This window comes from Bartonella bacilliformis KC583, assembly GCF_000015445.1.
Lineage (GTDB): Bacteria > Pseudomonadota > Alphaproteobacteria > Rhizobiales > Rhizobiaceae > Bartonella > Bartonella bacilliformis.
The window spans coordinates 402837-419030 of record NC_008783.1 but is presented as its reverse complement, the minus strand read 5'-3'; the positions used below and the strand labels follow the sequence as shown (position 1 = coordinate 419030).

Annotated in this window: 12 protein-coding genes and 1 pseudogene; 7 read left to right on the top strand and 6 right to left on the bottom strand. The window is 36.2% G+C overall.

What is annotated here, in order from left to right; all coding sequences use genetic code 11:
- Window positions 1–19 precede the first annotated feature (19 nt).
- Window positions 20–514 carry a DUF721 domain-containing protein gene (locus BARBAKC583_RS02000; protein WP_005766443.1) on the bottom strand — a complete coding sequence of 165 codons (495 nt, stop codon included), beginning with the start codon at window positions 512–514 and terminating at the stop codon, window positions 20–22.
- Window positions 515–737: 223 nt separating this feature from the next.
- On the opposite strand from BARBAKC583_RS02000, the gene mutY reads away from it, so the two are divergent.
- Window positions 738–1787 carry an A/G-specific adenine glycosylase gene (mutY, locus tag BARBAKC583_RS01995; protein WP_005766441.1) on the top strand — a complete coding sequence of 350 codons (1050 nt, stop codon included), beginning with the start codon at window positions 738–740 and terminating at the stop codon, window positions 1785–1787.
- 89 nt (window positions 1788–1876) lie between these two features.
- On the opposite strand, the gene BARBAKC583_RS01990 is transcribed toward mutY, so the two are convergent.
- Complete coding sequence (locus tag BARBAKC583_RS01990) at window positions 1877–3013, bottom strand: site-specific DNA-methyltransferase (protein WP_005766438.1); 1137 nt, start codon at window positions 3011–3013, stop codon at window positions 1877–1879.
- Between the two features lie 310 nt (window positions 3014–3323).
- On the opposite strand from BARBAKC583_RS01990, the gene BARBAKC583_RS01985 reads away from it, so the two are divergent.
- From BARBAKC583_RS01985 to BARBAKC583_RS01975, 3 genes are all read left to right on the top strand, one after another.
- Complete coding sequence (locus BARBAKC583_RS01985; protein WP_005766436.1) at window positions 3324–4016, top strand: HAD family hydrolase; 693 nt, start codon at window positions 3324–3326, stop codon at window positions 4014–4016.
- Between the two features lie 380 nt (window positions 4017–4396).
- A complete protein-coding gene (locus BARBAKC583_RS01980) occupies window positions 4397–5665 on the top strand; it encodes a M16 family metallopeptidase (RefSeq protein ID WP_005766433.1) in 1269 nt (422 codons plus the stop codon).
- 444 nt (window positions 5666–6109) lie between these two features.
- Entirely contained in the window at window positions 6110–8986 is a 2877-nt protein-coding gene (locus tag BARBAKC583_RS01975; RefSeq protein ID WP_005766431.1) for an EAL domain-containing protein, read from the top strand.
- Between the two features lie 59 nt (window positions 8987–9045).
- Here BARBAKC583_RS01975 and BARBAKC583_RS06785 read toward each other — a convergent pair.
- A pseudogene (locus tag BARBAKC583_RS06785) lies at window positions 9046–9572 on the bottom strand (YqgE/AlgH family protein).
- A 134-nt stretch (window positions 9573–9706) separates the two neighbouring features.
- Here BARBAKC583_RS06785 and BARBAKC583_RS01970 point away from each other — a divergent pair.
- Entirely contained in the window at window positions 9707–10612 is a 906-nt protein-coding gene (locus BARBAKC583_RS01970) for a protein-disulfide reductase DsbD domain-containing protein (protein WP_005766429.1), read from the top strand.
- Here the strand turns inward: BARBAKC583_RS01970 and rnhA are convergent.
- From rnhA to cyoE, 3 genes are all read right to left on the bottom strand, one after another.
- Window positions 10602–11069, bottom strand: coding sequence for a ribonuclease HI (rnhA, locus tag BARBAKC583_RS01965; protein WP_005766426.1), 468 nt, complete (start codon window positions 11067–11069; stop codon window positions 10602–10604). The two genes, BARBAKC583_RS01970 and rnhA, sit on opposite strands and share 11 nt — an antisense overlap.
- A 428-nt stretch (window positions 11070–11497) precedes the next feature.
- Window positions 11498–12547 carry a 4-hydroxy-3-methylbut-2-enyl diphosphate reductase gene (gene ispH / locus BARBAKC583_RS01960; protein WP_005766424.1) on the bottom strand — a complete coding sequence of 350 codons (1050 nt, stop codon included), beginning with the start codon at window positions 12545–12547 and terminating at the stop codon, window positions 11498–11500.
- A 187-nt stretch (window positions 12548–12734) separates the two neighbouring features.
- On the bottom strand, window positions 12735–13670 hold the full coding sequence (gene cyoE / locus BARBAKC583_RS01955; protein ID WP_005766421.1) for a heme o synthase: 936 nt from the start codon (window positions 13668–13670) through the stop codon (window positions 12735–12737).
- Window positions 13671–14067: 397 nt separating this feature from the next.
- Between cyoE and BARBAKC583_RS01950 the strand changes: the two genes are divergently transcribed.
- On the top strand, window positions 14068–14607 hold the full coding sequence (locus BARBAKC583_RS01950) for an invasion associated locus B family protein (protein ID WP_005766417.1): 540 nt from the start codon (window positions 14068–14070) through the stop codon (window positions 14605–14607).
- Between the two features lie 109 nt (window positions 14608–14716).
- A complete protein-coding gene (gene tldD / locus BARBAKC583_RS01945) occupies window positions 14717–16135 on the top strand; it encodes a metalloprotease TldD (protein WP_005766414.1) in 1419 nt (472 codons plus the stop codon).
- Window positions 16136–16194: the final 59 nt, after the last annotated feature.

Sequence of the window (16194 nt, the reverse complement as noted above, 5' to 3'; positions counted from 1 at the left end):
AAGCGCTTTACCCCATTTATTATTTTTTTTCCGAAAAAATGCAACATCCAAGTTCATAGAGTGACTGACGCAAATTTTTATTTTCAACACCATCAAGCATTTTTTCTATGCGTTTTTTATCTTTTTCATTCAAAGCTGATTTTACTCTCAACTGATCAACACGAATATCTACCTGCTTTTGCTCTATCTTGATGCGATTAATTGCAACATACCCAAAAAAACTATTAATTCTCTGAATTAATTCACCTGTTTCGTGCATCAATTTTAACGCAGAAAATCCTTCACAAGCAACGACAAGTGTTGCAGGTTGGAAAATTTCATCTTGACTAGAGCGATATCCCCAAATAATTTTGAGTGGCATTGTATATTCAGCGACATCAAAGCCTGCAATCTGTGGCCAATGTTCTACAAGCGCCATATTAAGCCCCGTCCGTTTGCGTAAAATTGGGTCAAGTATGCCAGCTACCGTCTCAGAAAGAGAATAAAAATGGTGTTTGTGATATTTTTTATTCATTCCACTCTAGATCATTGTAAACCATAATAGTTTTTTTCCGTATATTTTTCTTCCGTATAAAAGCTACTGCTCTACGAAAGCAAACGTAAAATATGAATAAAGAAGCCAATCTGAACCCAATTAAATTTTACCCATTCGTGTGCTACACACAAACTGTAAATTGCAAAATAAAAGCTTTTTCTTTGCATTTTATACACCTTCCTATGGTTGATTGAAAATCATGATGCATGAAATTTCTTCACGCCTCCTTTCTTGGTATGACAAAAATCACCGGCACTTGCCATGGCGTATTACCCCAAAGGAACAAATGAAAGGAATCCATCCAGATCCTTACCAAGTTTGGCTGTCTGAAATCATGCTCCAACAAACAACCGTTGAAACGGTTAAACCTTATTTTAAAAAATTTCTAAAGCTTTGGCCTGATCTCTTATCTCTATCGCAAGCATCACAAGATGATATCATGAAAGCATGGGCTGGCCTTGGCTATTATTCCCGTGCACGCAACCTTAAAAATTGTGCTGATCAGCTTATGAGAGATTATGGGGGTAAATTTCCACAATCTATGAAAATACTACGCTCTTTACCTGGTATTGGAGACTATACTGCAGCAGCCATCGCAGCCATTGCTTTTAGCCAACCTGTTTCTGTTGTTGATGGGAATATTGAACGCATTATAACCCGCTTATTTGCTATAACCGCAATGTTACCTAAAGCGAAATCTGAAATCAAAGAAAAAATACAAGAAATTATTGCGATAAATCGCCCTGGCGATTTTGCGCAAGCCATGATGGATCTAGGAGCCATTATTTGTAAACCACGTAATCCGTCTTGTTTACTATGCCCTCTCCAAAATTTGTGCGAAGCAACAAAAATGCAAACAGTAGAAAATTTTCCAGTGAAGCCTCCTAAAAAAGAACGCCTTTTAAAAACTGGAGCTGCTTTCGTAGTAATTAATAAAGATAAGCAAATTTATCTGGAAAAACGGGAAACTCAAACACTTCTCAATGGGATGACACAAATCCCTAACACCATCGGGTTAAAAAACGAAAATGCACTTCTCCATGCACCTTTTGCTGCCGACTGGCAATTTAAAGGACAAATAACACATGTTTTTACCCATTTTTCTCTGAAATTTGATGTCTATTATATCGATAATATTTGCGAAATAAACCTTAAAAATGGCTGGTGGTGTAACATTCAGCACCTTACCAAGGAAGCTCTTCCTACTGTTATGAAAAAGGCTATTTCTGTAGCGATCCCCAATCTTTTTTAGATTTAAATAACCTTATCCCTCCTAAAAGCTCAGCATTCCAAATCAAGATAAATTCATGAGAAATTTAAAAAGCCAATTTAACTTATGACTTATAAAACTCCAGTTTTCAAAATCTGTGAACGTATTACCATTCTTAAATCATCAATTGATTTCAGTTTACCATTGTCTTCATAATACCAAAATGTCCAGCCATTACAGCTCTGTGAGACCTGAACCTTTCGTCCTATTGCATGAATAGAACCTGCTTCGTTGTCACACATAATCGTACCATCCGCTCTGACAATAGCCGATACTCGTTTCTTCTTATCATAAAGCACACTACCAGGACATAATAAGCCTGCCTCAAGCAAATTGATGAACGCTACACGTGGTTCCGCTTTTTTTCCTTTAATAATTTCTAATTCTGATTTTGCTAAAGGTTTGACCGCTGCAATTCTTTCATGTGCTGCATCAATGTAGCGTTGCTCGCGCTCAATACCAACAAAATTACGCCCTAGAAGTTTAGCAACAGCACCTGTTGTCCCTGAACCAAAAAATGGATCGAGGATAACATCGCCTGACTTGCTAGCAGCCATAATAATACGCGCTAATAATGCTTGTGGCTTTTGTGTTGGATGTAACTTATCTCCGGCTTCATCTTTTAGACGTTCAGCACCTGTACAAAGAGGAAAAAGCCAATCTGAACGCATCTGTACATCGTCATTTGCTGCTTTTAAAGAATCATAATTAAATGTATACTTTTTGTCCTTTTGATCCCGAACAGCCCAAATAAGTGTTTCATGAGCATTTTGAAAGCGGCGTCCACGAAAATTAGGCATAGGATTATTTTTACGCCAAATGATATCATTAAGCACCCAAAAGCCTAAATCCTGTAATGTCGTGCCAACTCGGAAGATATTGTGGTAGGATCCAATAACCCAAAGTGTTCCATTCGGTTTTAATACACGACGACAAGCAAGCAACCACGCACGCGTAAAAGCATCATAAGCAGCAAAACTTTCAAATTGATCCCACGCGTCATCAACTGCATCAACCAGCGAATGATCTGGACGATACAATACCCCTTCCAACTGTAAATTATAAGGAGGATCTGCAAAAATCATATCGACTGAATGTTTAGGAAGCTTTTCTAATACTGCTACACAATCTCCCTTGAATATTTGATTACACCACGGTATCTGTGAAGGAGAATTAACTGGATCTTTTTGAAGCTGAACGACTGTCATAAAAACACTCAACAATAACGAAAAAAATTACCCTATAATCAAAATGATTTACGGACCTGTATTGTCGTTATATTTACAAAATAGAGTAAATGGATCGTTAATCCATTTTAAAACGAATATCTATTTCAAACTAAATAAAATAATTTCATACTTATAAGTCTCTATTTTTCTGTTATTTATCATAATTATTTACGTAATATAAAATTTATGGAAACAATCCTGAAAATATACATACCTTGATATGAAAAAAAATCTTATAATCCTAATTTTGCGTACTCTTAAATCATAATAACGTATAAAGGAATTTCTTATGCCTCAGATTGACCTCATTATTTTTGATTGCGATGGAGTTCTGGTAGACTCCGAATATCTCTTAGCAAAAATTGGATCACAATTACTCAAAGAAATAGGATATGAAATTTCACCCGAAAAATTAAGCGAACGTTTTGCAGGACTTATTTTCTCTGATATTCTTAAAAAGATCGAACAAGAAATAGGAAGGCCAATTTCTGCTCATTTTATAGATCGAATGTCAGATCTTTTTCGCACACAAATGAAAACTGATCTACGCCCTATTAATGGTGTAAAAAGGGCCATAGAAAATGTAAAATCTCGTTATCCCTATTGTATTTGCTCCAACGCAATGAAAACAGATATAGAGCAGATGCTTATAACCGTTAATCTTTTTGATTTTTTTGAAAATAAAATATTTTCTGCACCTGAAGTTGGAACTAAAAAACCAAAACCTGCACCCGATGTTTTCCTTTTTGCTGCGCATGAATTAGGTATAAAACCTCAAAATACTATTGTTATAGAAGATTCTATTCATGGTGTACGTTCTGCAAAAGCAGCAGGCATGCGTATTATTGGTTTTACTGGGGGTTCCCACAGTTACCTGAATCACTCAAATGATCTCATAGATTTTGGTGCAGAAACAGTAATTAATAAATATGCTCATTTACCAGAAGTCTTAGAAGCTATGACAATATGGCAAGATTCATAATAAAAAGACATTTGAACATATACTCGCTTATATAAGCTCTTAGTAAAGCGTTTTTGAATGAGAACACGCCTACCAGAACGCGAAGTGTATTAAGCAAAGAGCAATAAATCCATAATCCAACAATTATTCTTGCGCTACTTATCCTGCTAAATCCTTGATACTTACATAAGTATTAATGTCCAACAAATTAAATTATCTAGATAGGTTGATACAACTGAAGATTACTTTACAAATCTTGCTAATGATGAAAAAATGGTGAGAATTGTATTTCTCAAAGTCGTGTACACCTCATTAAGGTTAGCTGCATAAATTCAAATCAAAAATATTCCAGTACTCTTCATTAATTGAGCATCTGGACTATTAAATGGAGTCATAGACATATGAGTGTAGACATCAGCCGCCTGAGTAATGGTTTAACTATCGCCACACATACAATGCAACACATTGACAGTGTAGCACTTGGGATATGGGTCAAAGTTGGCTCACGCAATGAAAAATCTACCCAACATGGTATTGCTCATCTTCTTGAACATATGGCTTTCAAGGGAACAGAAAACCGCACAGCCTTTAAAATTGCATCTGAGATCGAAGATGTTGGAGGTGAAATCAATGCTACAACTAGTATTGAAACTACCGCCTATTTTGCACGTGTTCTTAAAAATGATATTTCCCTCGCCATTGATATTCTATCCGACATCATGACATGTTCAAAATTTGATGAAGAGGAGTTAGAGCGGGAAAAACAAGTGGTTTTTCAAGAAATTGGTGCCACCTGTGATGTTCCCGATGACATTATTTTTGACCATTTTACTGAAACGGCCTTTCGTGATCAATCTCTTGGTCGCTCTATTTTAGGAACCCCTAAAACAATCCAGTCTTTGACATCTGATGATCTCCGCAGTTTCATGAATGAACAATATAGTGCAGATCGTATGATTGTCGTTGCTGCAGGAGCTGTGCAACACGAAAGTTTTCTACGTGAAGTTGAAAGTCGTCTTAGCATTTTTCGTCCCTATTCAAAAACCCCTTTAGCTAACTTTGCTCATTATACTGGCGGGAAATTCCATGAACATCGGGATTTAATGGATACACAAATTGTTCTTGGCTTTGAAGGTTATCCCTATCACACACAGGATTTCTATACTGCTCAAATTCTTTCAATTATTCTTGGAGGAGGAATGTCATCACGATTATTCCAAGAAATTAGAGAAAAACGTGGATTATGTTATTCTATTTACGCTTTCCACTGGGGATTTTCAGATACTGGGCTTTTTGGTATTCATACAGCCACCGGACAGAGAGAATTAGAGACACTTTTTCCTGTTATTCTTGATGAACTCTCTAAAGTAGGCCAAAATATTCATATCAGCGAACTTCAACGAGCACAGGCTCAATATCGTGCAAATCTTATAATGTCACAAGAAAATCCATCCAGTCAGGCACATCTTATTGCCCGCCAAATTCTTCTTTATGGTCGACCCATTCCAATATCTGAAACAACTGGACACTTAGATCTTGTTACCCCACAACGACTTACAAACCTAGCAAACAATTTGATTACTAACTCCAAACCAACATTAGCAACCGTTGGCCCAGCTAGATCCCTCATAAATTTTGATGATTTAAAATCAATTTTTCATCCAAAATAAATCACTGTCTCTACCCCCCCCTTTCGCTACCAGTACTTGAATTTGTATTTTCTGTATGAACAAAATCATTTAAAAAACGAATGAGCTAACAGTACACCCTTTGTAGAATGAAAATCACTTAAAAATTTTTCAAATAAATTTAGGGAATATCTATCAAAATAGTATGACAAAACTATCCAATTAAAAATCCATGTGATAAAGAATTGAATAATAAGGGTATATGTGCGAAATCTGAAAAATGATGGCTTATTTTTTTGTTAAAATAGAACTCTATCAATTTCAATATACGTCAGAACAAACAGATATCTTATTTACTTTTGTGTAGAACTGCGTAACTTTTTCAAAAAAATGACAACCACGTTTCACAAAAAACTTGAAAAGGTGAGTGTATTTTTTAAAAAATAACTTAAGATCAAACGGTTTAAATACTGAAAGTGAAACACTGTGAAGAGTTTGCGTAAAATAGTTAGTGTTATTTTTTTTGCAATAAATCTATTTATCCATCTCTCCCTGGCACAAGCCATTGAACCAGTTAAAATTTCCTCTCAAGATGCAGCTATTGATCTCTCAAAGGCGGTTCAAATTCATCGAACAAACAGTTCTATTTTTCAAACAAGTACAGTACCAGGGCCAGATGGTGTTATATGGCGCATTGAAGTACAGGCCAGCCATGAAAATTTTTCTGGAAACTGGGCAGTATTTTCCTTGGCAAATCCAACAAATGAGCAAATTGATCGTCTCATTGTTGCACCTCATTACCGCATAGCTAACTCAGGCTTTCTCTGGCCAGACCTTGGATCAGCGCGCATTCAATCTATTACTCCTAGCGAAGGATTTTCCCTGGATCGTCAGGCTAGTACAAATTCAGATGTCTTTCGGATTACACTCAACCCTGGTGCTGTTATTACATTTGTTGCAGAATTAAGCTCTGAAAATCTACCGCAAATCTATTTATGGAAACCTGAAGCTTATAAAGATACCCTTAACTCTTATACGCTTTATCATGGTATCTTACTTGGTATATCAGGTCTCTTGGCACTTTTATTAACTGTTCTATTTGTTGTCCGCGGAACAGGTCTCTTCCCTGCAACAGCTGCTGTTGCTTGGGCCGTTCTCTTTTATATTGGTATTGACTTTAACTTCTTAAATAAACTCTTTGCAATTACACCAATAACAGAACCAATTTGGCGTGCTGCTACAGAAGTTTCGCTTGCTGCAACACTGTTTATCTTCCTTTTCACGTATCTATGCCTTAACCGCTGGCATTATCACTTTAGCTATGGTGCCATTGCATGGATTATCGCTCTTTGCGGTCTTGGAGCATTTGCTATTTATGACCCAACGAGAGCGGCTGGTATCGCTCGCTTATCATTTGGATTAACGACTATACTAGGCACTATTTTAATCAGCTATTTCTCGATCCGAAATTATGACCGAGCCATCATGCTCATTCCGACATGGTTGTTAATTATCTTCTGGTCTTTTGGGGCTTATATCTGCATAGCAGGAAATTTAAACAATGATATTATTCCATCAGCTCTAGCAGGAGGACTGGTCCTTATCGTTCTTCTCATCAGTTTTACTATTATGCAACAAACTTTTTCTAATGAACCTTTCCATGAGGGAATTTTTTCTGACCTTGAACGGCAAGCACTTGCTGCAAGAGGAGCTGGAAGTATTATCTGGGACTGGAATGTTGAACGTGACCATATCGCTATTCATCCAGATATGACAGCTATCTTTGGTAAAAATATCCCTCAACTCAATGGCACTATGCATAACTGGATTTCAGCCTTGCATCATGATGATCGTGAACACTTTCAAGCCACATTAGATATCATCCTGAAAAATAAAAATGGACGTATTAATCAAATTTTTCGCTTATCTTCCGGTGATGGCTATTACCATTGGCTTTCACTTCGCGCACGCCCTGCCATCCAAAAAGATGGCAAGGTGACCCGGGTTATTGGAACAATTATTAATATTACCAATCATAAAAAAGCTGAAGAACGTCTATTGTATGATGCAATCCATGACAACTTAACAGGCCTTCCTAATCAACAAATTTTCTTTGATCGACTACAGAGTTACACAACTTTAGCTAAAGAAAATATAAAAATTAGGCCAACCGTTCTCATGATTGATTTCGATAATTTCCGTCAAATTAATCGCAAATTAGGCATAGCCATTGGAGATACAGTACTTTTGATAATCGCGCGTCGTTTAAACCGTCTCATTAATGTCCAAGATACTCTATCACGCCTTTCTGCAGACCGTTTTGCAATTATCTTGCTCAGTGAAACTGACCCAAAGAAAATTGCTGCATTTGCCAATCATCTGCGTAAGATAATCTCAGCACCTATTGATATCGTAGAAAAAAAAATAACGCTTTCGACATCAATTGGACTTGTTACATGGAATGAAAGCAGACCAACTGCTAAAAATATCCTCAACGACTGTGAACTAGCGATGATACATGCAAAACAAAAAGGCGGTAATCATATTGAACCTTTCCGCCCTAATTTGCGTAATTTGGATCTTGGATACCGCAATATAGAACAAGACATTCATTATGCCATAAAGCGTAATGAAATGAAAATCCTCTACCACCCTATTTTTAATCTATCGGATGGACAAATTATTGGCTTTGAAGCAGTCTTAGAGTGGCATCATCCAAATTATGGACATTTAAATGTCTCTGATTTTATCAAAGTCGCAGAAAATGAACAAATCGTTCTGAATTTAGCACAGTTTATCATTGATGAAGCTGTTACTAGCCTTATCAATATACAAGAAAAATGTTTTCAACAATCTTTCTTCATTTCAATTAACTTACCAAGCGCAGACATGATTAACCCTGATCTTATAAATCAACTGCGCTCAACTCTTCTTTGTCATCCACTTAATGAAGGGAGCTTAATGATCGAAATATCTGAGTTTGTTTTGAGAAAAAATCCGGAACAATCAGCTCACTTTCTTGAAAAAATTAAAGCATTAGGAATTAATCTCGCACTCGATAATTTTGGAACAGGCTATTCATCGCTGACTTATCTTGTCCGTTATCCATTCAACATGATTAAATTAGATCGCTCACTTGTTTCAATCAATTCACCTGAGAAACAACTCGTTCTTAGGTCAATTATCAACATAGCTACTGATCTTAACTTGCAGATCATTGCAGAGGGTGTAGAAAATGAAAAAGAAGCTATCTTTCTAAAGAAAGAAGGCTGTCAATATATCCAAAGTACAATTATTACAAAACCAGTTACTGTCGAAGCACTTATTTCTTTGGTTCAAAATCGCTTTTCTTATAAAAATTAAGACATATCCGATAGAAAATTATAAAATAAAAAAAATCAAAGCATTATATGTGTGTGCATTTATGCATGACCTATTTCAGAAATGAGATAAGTTGGGTTGATCCCCATACGCGTGAAACTTTCATCATATTTACCGTTTATATTACTTTCAAAAAGGAAATTTTAGACGTAGAGCCAGTTAACCAACCATTAGAGAAAATTTCTGTTTCAACTGTCCTGCTTTTCATCCAGCATACCCTAATGCTATCAGTATATTTTGAGAACCTTTATCACAGCTGATCGCTTTTAATATGTCAATAGTTGCAGTAAGGCAGATATCATCTGTAATAGGAACAATCTTTTCACACGTGTAATCATCTGAATGAAGAAGAAAACCCCAACAAGAATCAACAGAACCACCATAACATACTGGAATTTCTTATTGATTCTGATAGATTATCTTTTTGAACTTGTTTGACCGCTCCAAGCTAAAATAGAAGCTTAGAAAAATTAATACTGTGTACTTGATTAAGAATAATATAATCCCCATAGCATAAGCATCGGAATGAACACTAGATAACAGAACGAATAAAGCGTTTATCAGTCATCTAGGGCATTACCTATGAGCAATTGTTCATTTAAAACCTTTAAAACCCATCACGCTATTTCATTAATTTTAATTATCCATAACCTAATAATGATAAAATCCAATTAAGTCAGTATAGAAAAAAATAAAGATCCCATGAGAAAAATTCAAATATTTCTAAATTTACAAAAAATGTTAATGATTTCTCATAAAAAGCTTTCAGTAATTTTTAGCCTAACATTTATGGTTTTAGGATTGATCAATCCTACTTTTAGCACTCAAACAGAACAGGAAACGCATCTTATCTCAACACCTTGGCATGAATCAAGTGGTGGTCGTATCAGATTAGCTATAACAAAAGTCTCTCTTCATGGAATGAGAGACGGCATTATTGAAGTTGTACTGAAACCAGAATGGAAAACCTACTGGCGTAATCCAGGAAATTCTGGCATGGCACCCTTTTTTAATTTTGATCAACAAGTTGCTTACGAAATTTTTTATCCTACACCACAGCTTTATGAGAAAGAAAATGATTGGTCATTAGGATATAAAAATAAAGTTGTCTTGCCTTTTCGTATTTTTGGTTCACATAAACATCTAAGTGGATCGTTAACCATTGGAATCTGTAATAAAATCTGTATGCCTTTTACCGTTGATTTTAATTTTTCTCCATTTTTTCCAAAAAATGAACATCTTTCTTCATCCTTATTATTAAAAAATGCCCAAGCTTCCCTACCACGTATAAAACATAATGCATTGACAATAAGCGCTGAAAAAAAAGAAAATGCCCTCTTAATAACAATACACAAAAATAGAAAAATCACACCTGAATCTCTCTTTTTAGATGGAGGAGATATGCAAATTGGCCCTGCAAAGAAGATAAGTGATCATCAAGACTATACATTTTTTAGTGCTCCTATATATTTCATACCAGATGAGCCAAACCAAACAGTCTTTTATATAATTTCTGCTAAAGATCACGCCTTGAGTGGAACATTCACAATAAATAAGCAAGACTATAGTGATATTTCAATAGATCAAGAAAGACTCTCTATCCCTTAAAATATCCATTTTGACGATATTCAGTAATTGCTTTACGCGCAAGAGCGTCCGCACGCTCATTGTCTGGATGGCCAGCATGTCCTTTTACCCAATGCCATCTGACATTATGGCGAGCACAAGCACCATCAAGCGCTTGCCATAGCTCCATATTTTTAACAGGACTTTTTGATGCAGTGCGCCAATTATTCTTTTTCCAATTTTCAAGCCATAAAGATATTCCATTGCGGACATAAACTGAATCCGTATAAAGATCAATTGAACAAGATTCTTTAAGTGCATTCAGCGCACAAATCGCCGCCATCAGTTCCATTTGATTGTTAGTTGTATATTCTTTTCCACCATAAAGCTCACGTTCATGGCTATTCCAACGCAAAATTGCCCCCCATCCTCCAAGCCCAGGATTTCCTGAGCATGCACCATCTGTATAAATCTCAATGACTTTAGTTTCACTCAACATAAAACTTAAAAACCCAATCCAATCAATGAATCCACATTGCTAGAAACACAGTCTGTACTGATATTTCAATAGATCCCTCTTAATAACAAAAATATTAGGTAGCATTAAACAAATCATAAAATATGTGAGTAAAAAATTCACTGCAATTTGCACCACAGCTTCTAATCTATAAAAAAGAATATCTTTACAGCTAAGTATAAAATCCCATCTTAACTAAGTTAAATGACTGCAATATAACTACACAAAAAAACAAATGATTTTTTGAGATAAATTTTTCATAAAGCGTTAAAAAATTTTCTTCTATTCCATGAACCATAAAATACGAGTCTCCATATTTCTCTGCTATCCCTTGGTAAAATAGAAAAACCTATTGAGTAATGCGTTTAAAACTTCTCCAACTGTTTTGATGAATATCCTTAAAATTCTTATTATTTTTCTTCTATTTTTAACATTTGCGTATCATCATTTCTTCCTGTCTTAACACCGCCACTAACAAATGCCATATCTTGAGGGGTTAAAATAACATCACGCAACTCACGATTAACTAAAAATTGTTGTGTTTCTACTGCGGTTTCAGCCAGTTCTATTTTAACATTATAACGTTTACGAAAAGCTGTAATAATTTCATCAACAATAATTTCAGGCGCAGATGCTCCTGCTGAAAGACTTATAACTGAAAGAGTTCCTAAACGATCAAAATCGATATCATCAGCACGTTGAACTAAGATAGATTGTCGTGCACCAAACCTCTCAGCTACCTCTACCAAACGTCGCGCATTAGATGAGTTTGATGAACCAACAATTAAGAATAAATCACTCCCTAAGGCTGCTGCCTTAACAGCCTCTTGTCGATTGGTCGTGGCATAACAAATTGACTCTGTTGCCGGAGATTCTAAAGCAGGAAAACGTTTCTGTAATACATCTAAAATCCCTGCTGTATCTTCAACAGAAAGTGTTGTTTGTGTTACAAATCCCAATTTATTCGGATTTTCCGGTTGATAATATAAAGCATCTTCTACCGTTTCAATTAACGTAACAGCTCCTTTTTCAAGCTGTCCCATCGTTCCTATTACCTCAGGATGACCAGAGTGACCAATTAAGATAACATGACGGCCATGACGTTGATGTCTTATTGCTTGTTTATGAACCTTAGAAACCAAAGGACATGTCGCATCAAGATAAAATAAATTATAAAGAGACGCTTTTTCTGATACAGATTTTGGCACACCATGGGCAGAAAACACAACAGGTTGACCGCGATGTTTTTCTGGAATTTCATCAAGTTCTTCAACAAAAACAGCTCCACGTTGTTGTAATCCTTCAACAACATAGCGGTTGTGCACAATCTCATGACGCACATACACTGGAGCACCATATTTTTTCAATGCAAGGATAACAATCTGAATAGCACGGTCAACCCCAGCACAGAACCCCCGCGGACTACAAAGGCGAATTGTTAAAGGGGGAAGTAAAGACATAATACATTCCGTAATTTCTATCATATATCAAAAGAGAAGTGCTATTTCTAAGCTATATACTCTCTTGTGCCAAAAGAAAAACTGGAAATATTCTCTTTTAATATGTCAAATACTTTACCCGTAATAAGTTATTCATGACTATTTATTAATTAATAATTTTAAATGTTTTCCCCTTAATTTTATAAAACTAACGAATGATAAAATGCCAAATAAGAAATTCAATTAAGAGAATTCCAAATATAGCTCCTAAATAAAACAACGAGAAAAAAAACGTTTTTTTTGCTATAGGCACAGTTTCATCATGCGTATCAGTTTTCCATAAACGATAAGCAAAATAAACGAACATACCACCTAAAATTGTTGACGAAATACCATAAATGATCCCTGCATAGCCTGTTATATAAGGCCCAATGGCACATACTGCTGTTATAATTGCATATACCAAGATCTGATTTTTTGTTGAACGCTCACCACGTACATTAGGCATCATAGGAATACCTGCGGCTTCGTAATCACTAGATGAAAACAAGCAAAGGGACCAAAAATGCGGTGGAGTCCACATGAAAATGATTAAAAATAACAGGAAGCTGTCAAGACTTATTGTTCCTGTTGCAGCTGCCCATCCAATCATCGGCGGGAAAGCCCCAGCAGCACCACCAATAACAATATTTTGTGGTGTTATACGCTTCAACCAGATTGTATAAATGACAATATAAAAGAAAATTGTGAAGGCAAGAAAAAGCGCTGAAAACCAATTAATGAGAACCCCCATTAAAAAAACTGAAAGAACAGAGAGGATAGAGCTAAAAATAAGCGCTTTTCCACGACTGATCTTGCCACTAGGAATAGGGCGTTTTTGAGTACGTTTCATCAGCGCATCAATATCAGCTTCATACCACATATTAAGCGCTCCTGCACCACCGCCCCCTATAGCAATACATAAGATTGCTACAAAGCCATATAATGGATCGACAACAACAGGTGATACCACCAATCCAACCAAAGCTGTAAACACAACGAGTGACATGACCCGTGGCTTCAACAATGCAATATAATCATAAACAGTAGCTACTGGCGAAATCAACTGATTATCTTCAGTTAATAATTTTCCTGAAATAGACATTCCACTAAAGAGCCCTTTTATCTGTATAATCCCCCAAGCAAAGACTATAAACTTATGAAAATGAAAAATTAATATTTGCTGTATTTTTGAAAACATATACGGCATACATATTTTCAGTTATAAATCCCCTCTCACAATTGAGAGAAATATTGACACAAAAATACATTTTTCCATAATGCTCTCCCCCCTGTATGTAAAAAGGTACCACAAAAACAAAATATACCCTACAAAATGGAGCTAAAAATCTTACTTCTGCACAAGTAACTCTCTTTTCACTTTTCATTCCTAATTTTGTACATGTAAATTTGCTGATTTTTTGTTATATCCTAATATAAAGATTTATTTTTCATAAGAGCTTATACACAGAATATAGTGGTGGTTTTAGGTAGAATTTTCTATGAGCCTTTATCAATTCGTTCAAAAAACTTTCTTTGTTAGTTCTGTTATCTTCGCACTTTGCAATATTTCTTCTAATCACGTTATTGCACAAACATCCAACACACAAAATATCCCAGCTCCAAAAACCTACGGTGCATGGACAAAGGTTTGCTCTCTGCCACCAGGTACACCGAATATGCAATGTGAAATTATTCAAGATGTGCGCGCACAAGAACGTCGTGATATCACTTTTCGTATTACATTTTATAAATTGCCTAAAAATCAAGGAACGTTGATGCGTGTCTTTGTTCCTATTAGGGTTGACTTACGCCCTGGTGTTAGTATTAAAATAGACAACAAAGACATTGGTAGAATAGAATATCATCGTTGTCTAGGTGATAATTGTATTGCGGAAGCTCTTCTCCAAGACAATGTACTAAAACACTTCTTAGATGGTAAAATGGCAACCTATGTTATCTTTACAACCCCAGAGCAAGGAATTGGAGGCCTTATTGATCTTCATGGTCTTGCTGATGCTTACGCAGCTTTGCCAAAATAATACAAAACGATTTGAAGATAATAACTGGTCAACGCGTCCGATAACTTTTTTGCAGCATTTTTTAAAAAATTAAAAACACCTAAGCATCAATGAAAATAGAGCAACAACTATGAAATCCCTAATTGATAATTTTGATATCCCTTCCTCTAAAGTGCAGTCACTCGTACAAGAAACACTTCATAATGCTGATGATGGTGAACTTTATGTCGAATATACAGAACGTGAAGCACTCTTATTTGATAATGGCCAGCTTAAAAATAGCTCATTTCATCAAGATATAGGATTTGGTTTGCGCGTTGTTTCTGGAGAGGCAACTGGCTATGCCCATTCTGGAGAACTATCAGCTGCCGCACTCAACCGCGCTAGTGAGGCTGCGAAAGCTGTAATTTATCATAATCAAGCAGGACCTTATAACGCAGCTCCCCCACGAACAAACCGTAAACTCTATGAACAAATCAATCCTCTTGATGCTCCATCATTTGAAGAAAAGAGTAAGCTTTTACAAAAAATTGATGCATACTTACGGGAAAAAAATGACAAAGTGCATCAGGTTACAGTATCTCTCTCTGGCTCACTCCAACATGTTGAAATTTTGCGTTCTAATGGACATCTTGTTCGTGACATCCGTCCTCTTGTGCGACTTTCTATTTCTATCATAGCAACCAATGGTAATCGGCACGAAAGCGGCTTTTACGGATGTGGTGGACGACAAGCATTTAACCAATTTATTAGTGAAGAAAATTGGAAAATGGCTGCTGATGAAGCTTTACGTATGGCTTTAGTGAATCTAGAAGCAGAAGCTGCACCAGCAGGAACATGTGATGTCGTTTTAGCTAATGGATGGCCTGGTGTTATGCTGCACGAAGCTGTCGGCCATGGTTTAGAAGGTGATTTCAACCGTAAAAAAACATCTGCTTTTTCTGAACTATTAGGTCAACAAGTCGCAGCAAAAGATGTAACGATCGTTGATGATGGCACTATTCCTGAATGCCGTGGTTCACTCACCGTCGATGATGAAGGAACACCTTCAGGCTGTAATGTTCTTATTGAAAATGGAAAACTCGTTGGCTTCATGCAAGATAGATTAAATGCTCGCCTTATGGGAGTTAATTCAACTGGAAATGGACGACGTGAATCCTATGCACACGCACCAATGCCGCGAATGACGAATACGATCATGCTAGGAGGTGACAAAACACCTGAAGAAATTCTATCTTCACTCAAAAGCGGTATTTATGCTGTTTCATTTGGTGGAGGGCAAGTTGATATTACTTCTGGAAAATTCGTATTTGAATGTACCGAGGCTTATCGGGTAGAAAATGGTAAAATTGTAGCACCAATCAAAGGTGCAACCCTTATCGGTAATGGACCAGAGGCCATGAAACGTATCACGATGATTGGTAATGATAGCAAACTAGATAACGGTATAGGTATGTGTGGAAAAGCAGGGCAAAATGTTCCTGTTGGTGTTGGACAACCGCACTTACGAATTAATGATATGACAATAGGCGGAACAGAAACTTCATAAAATAAATGAAATGAATTAAAAGTTGCTTACATCCTTCACAAAAGCTTTTTCTATTTGAT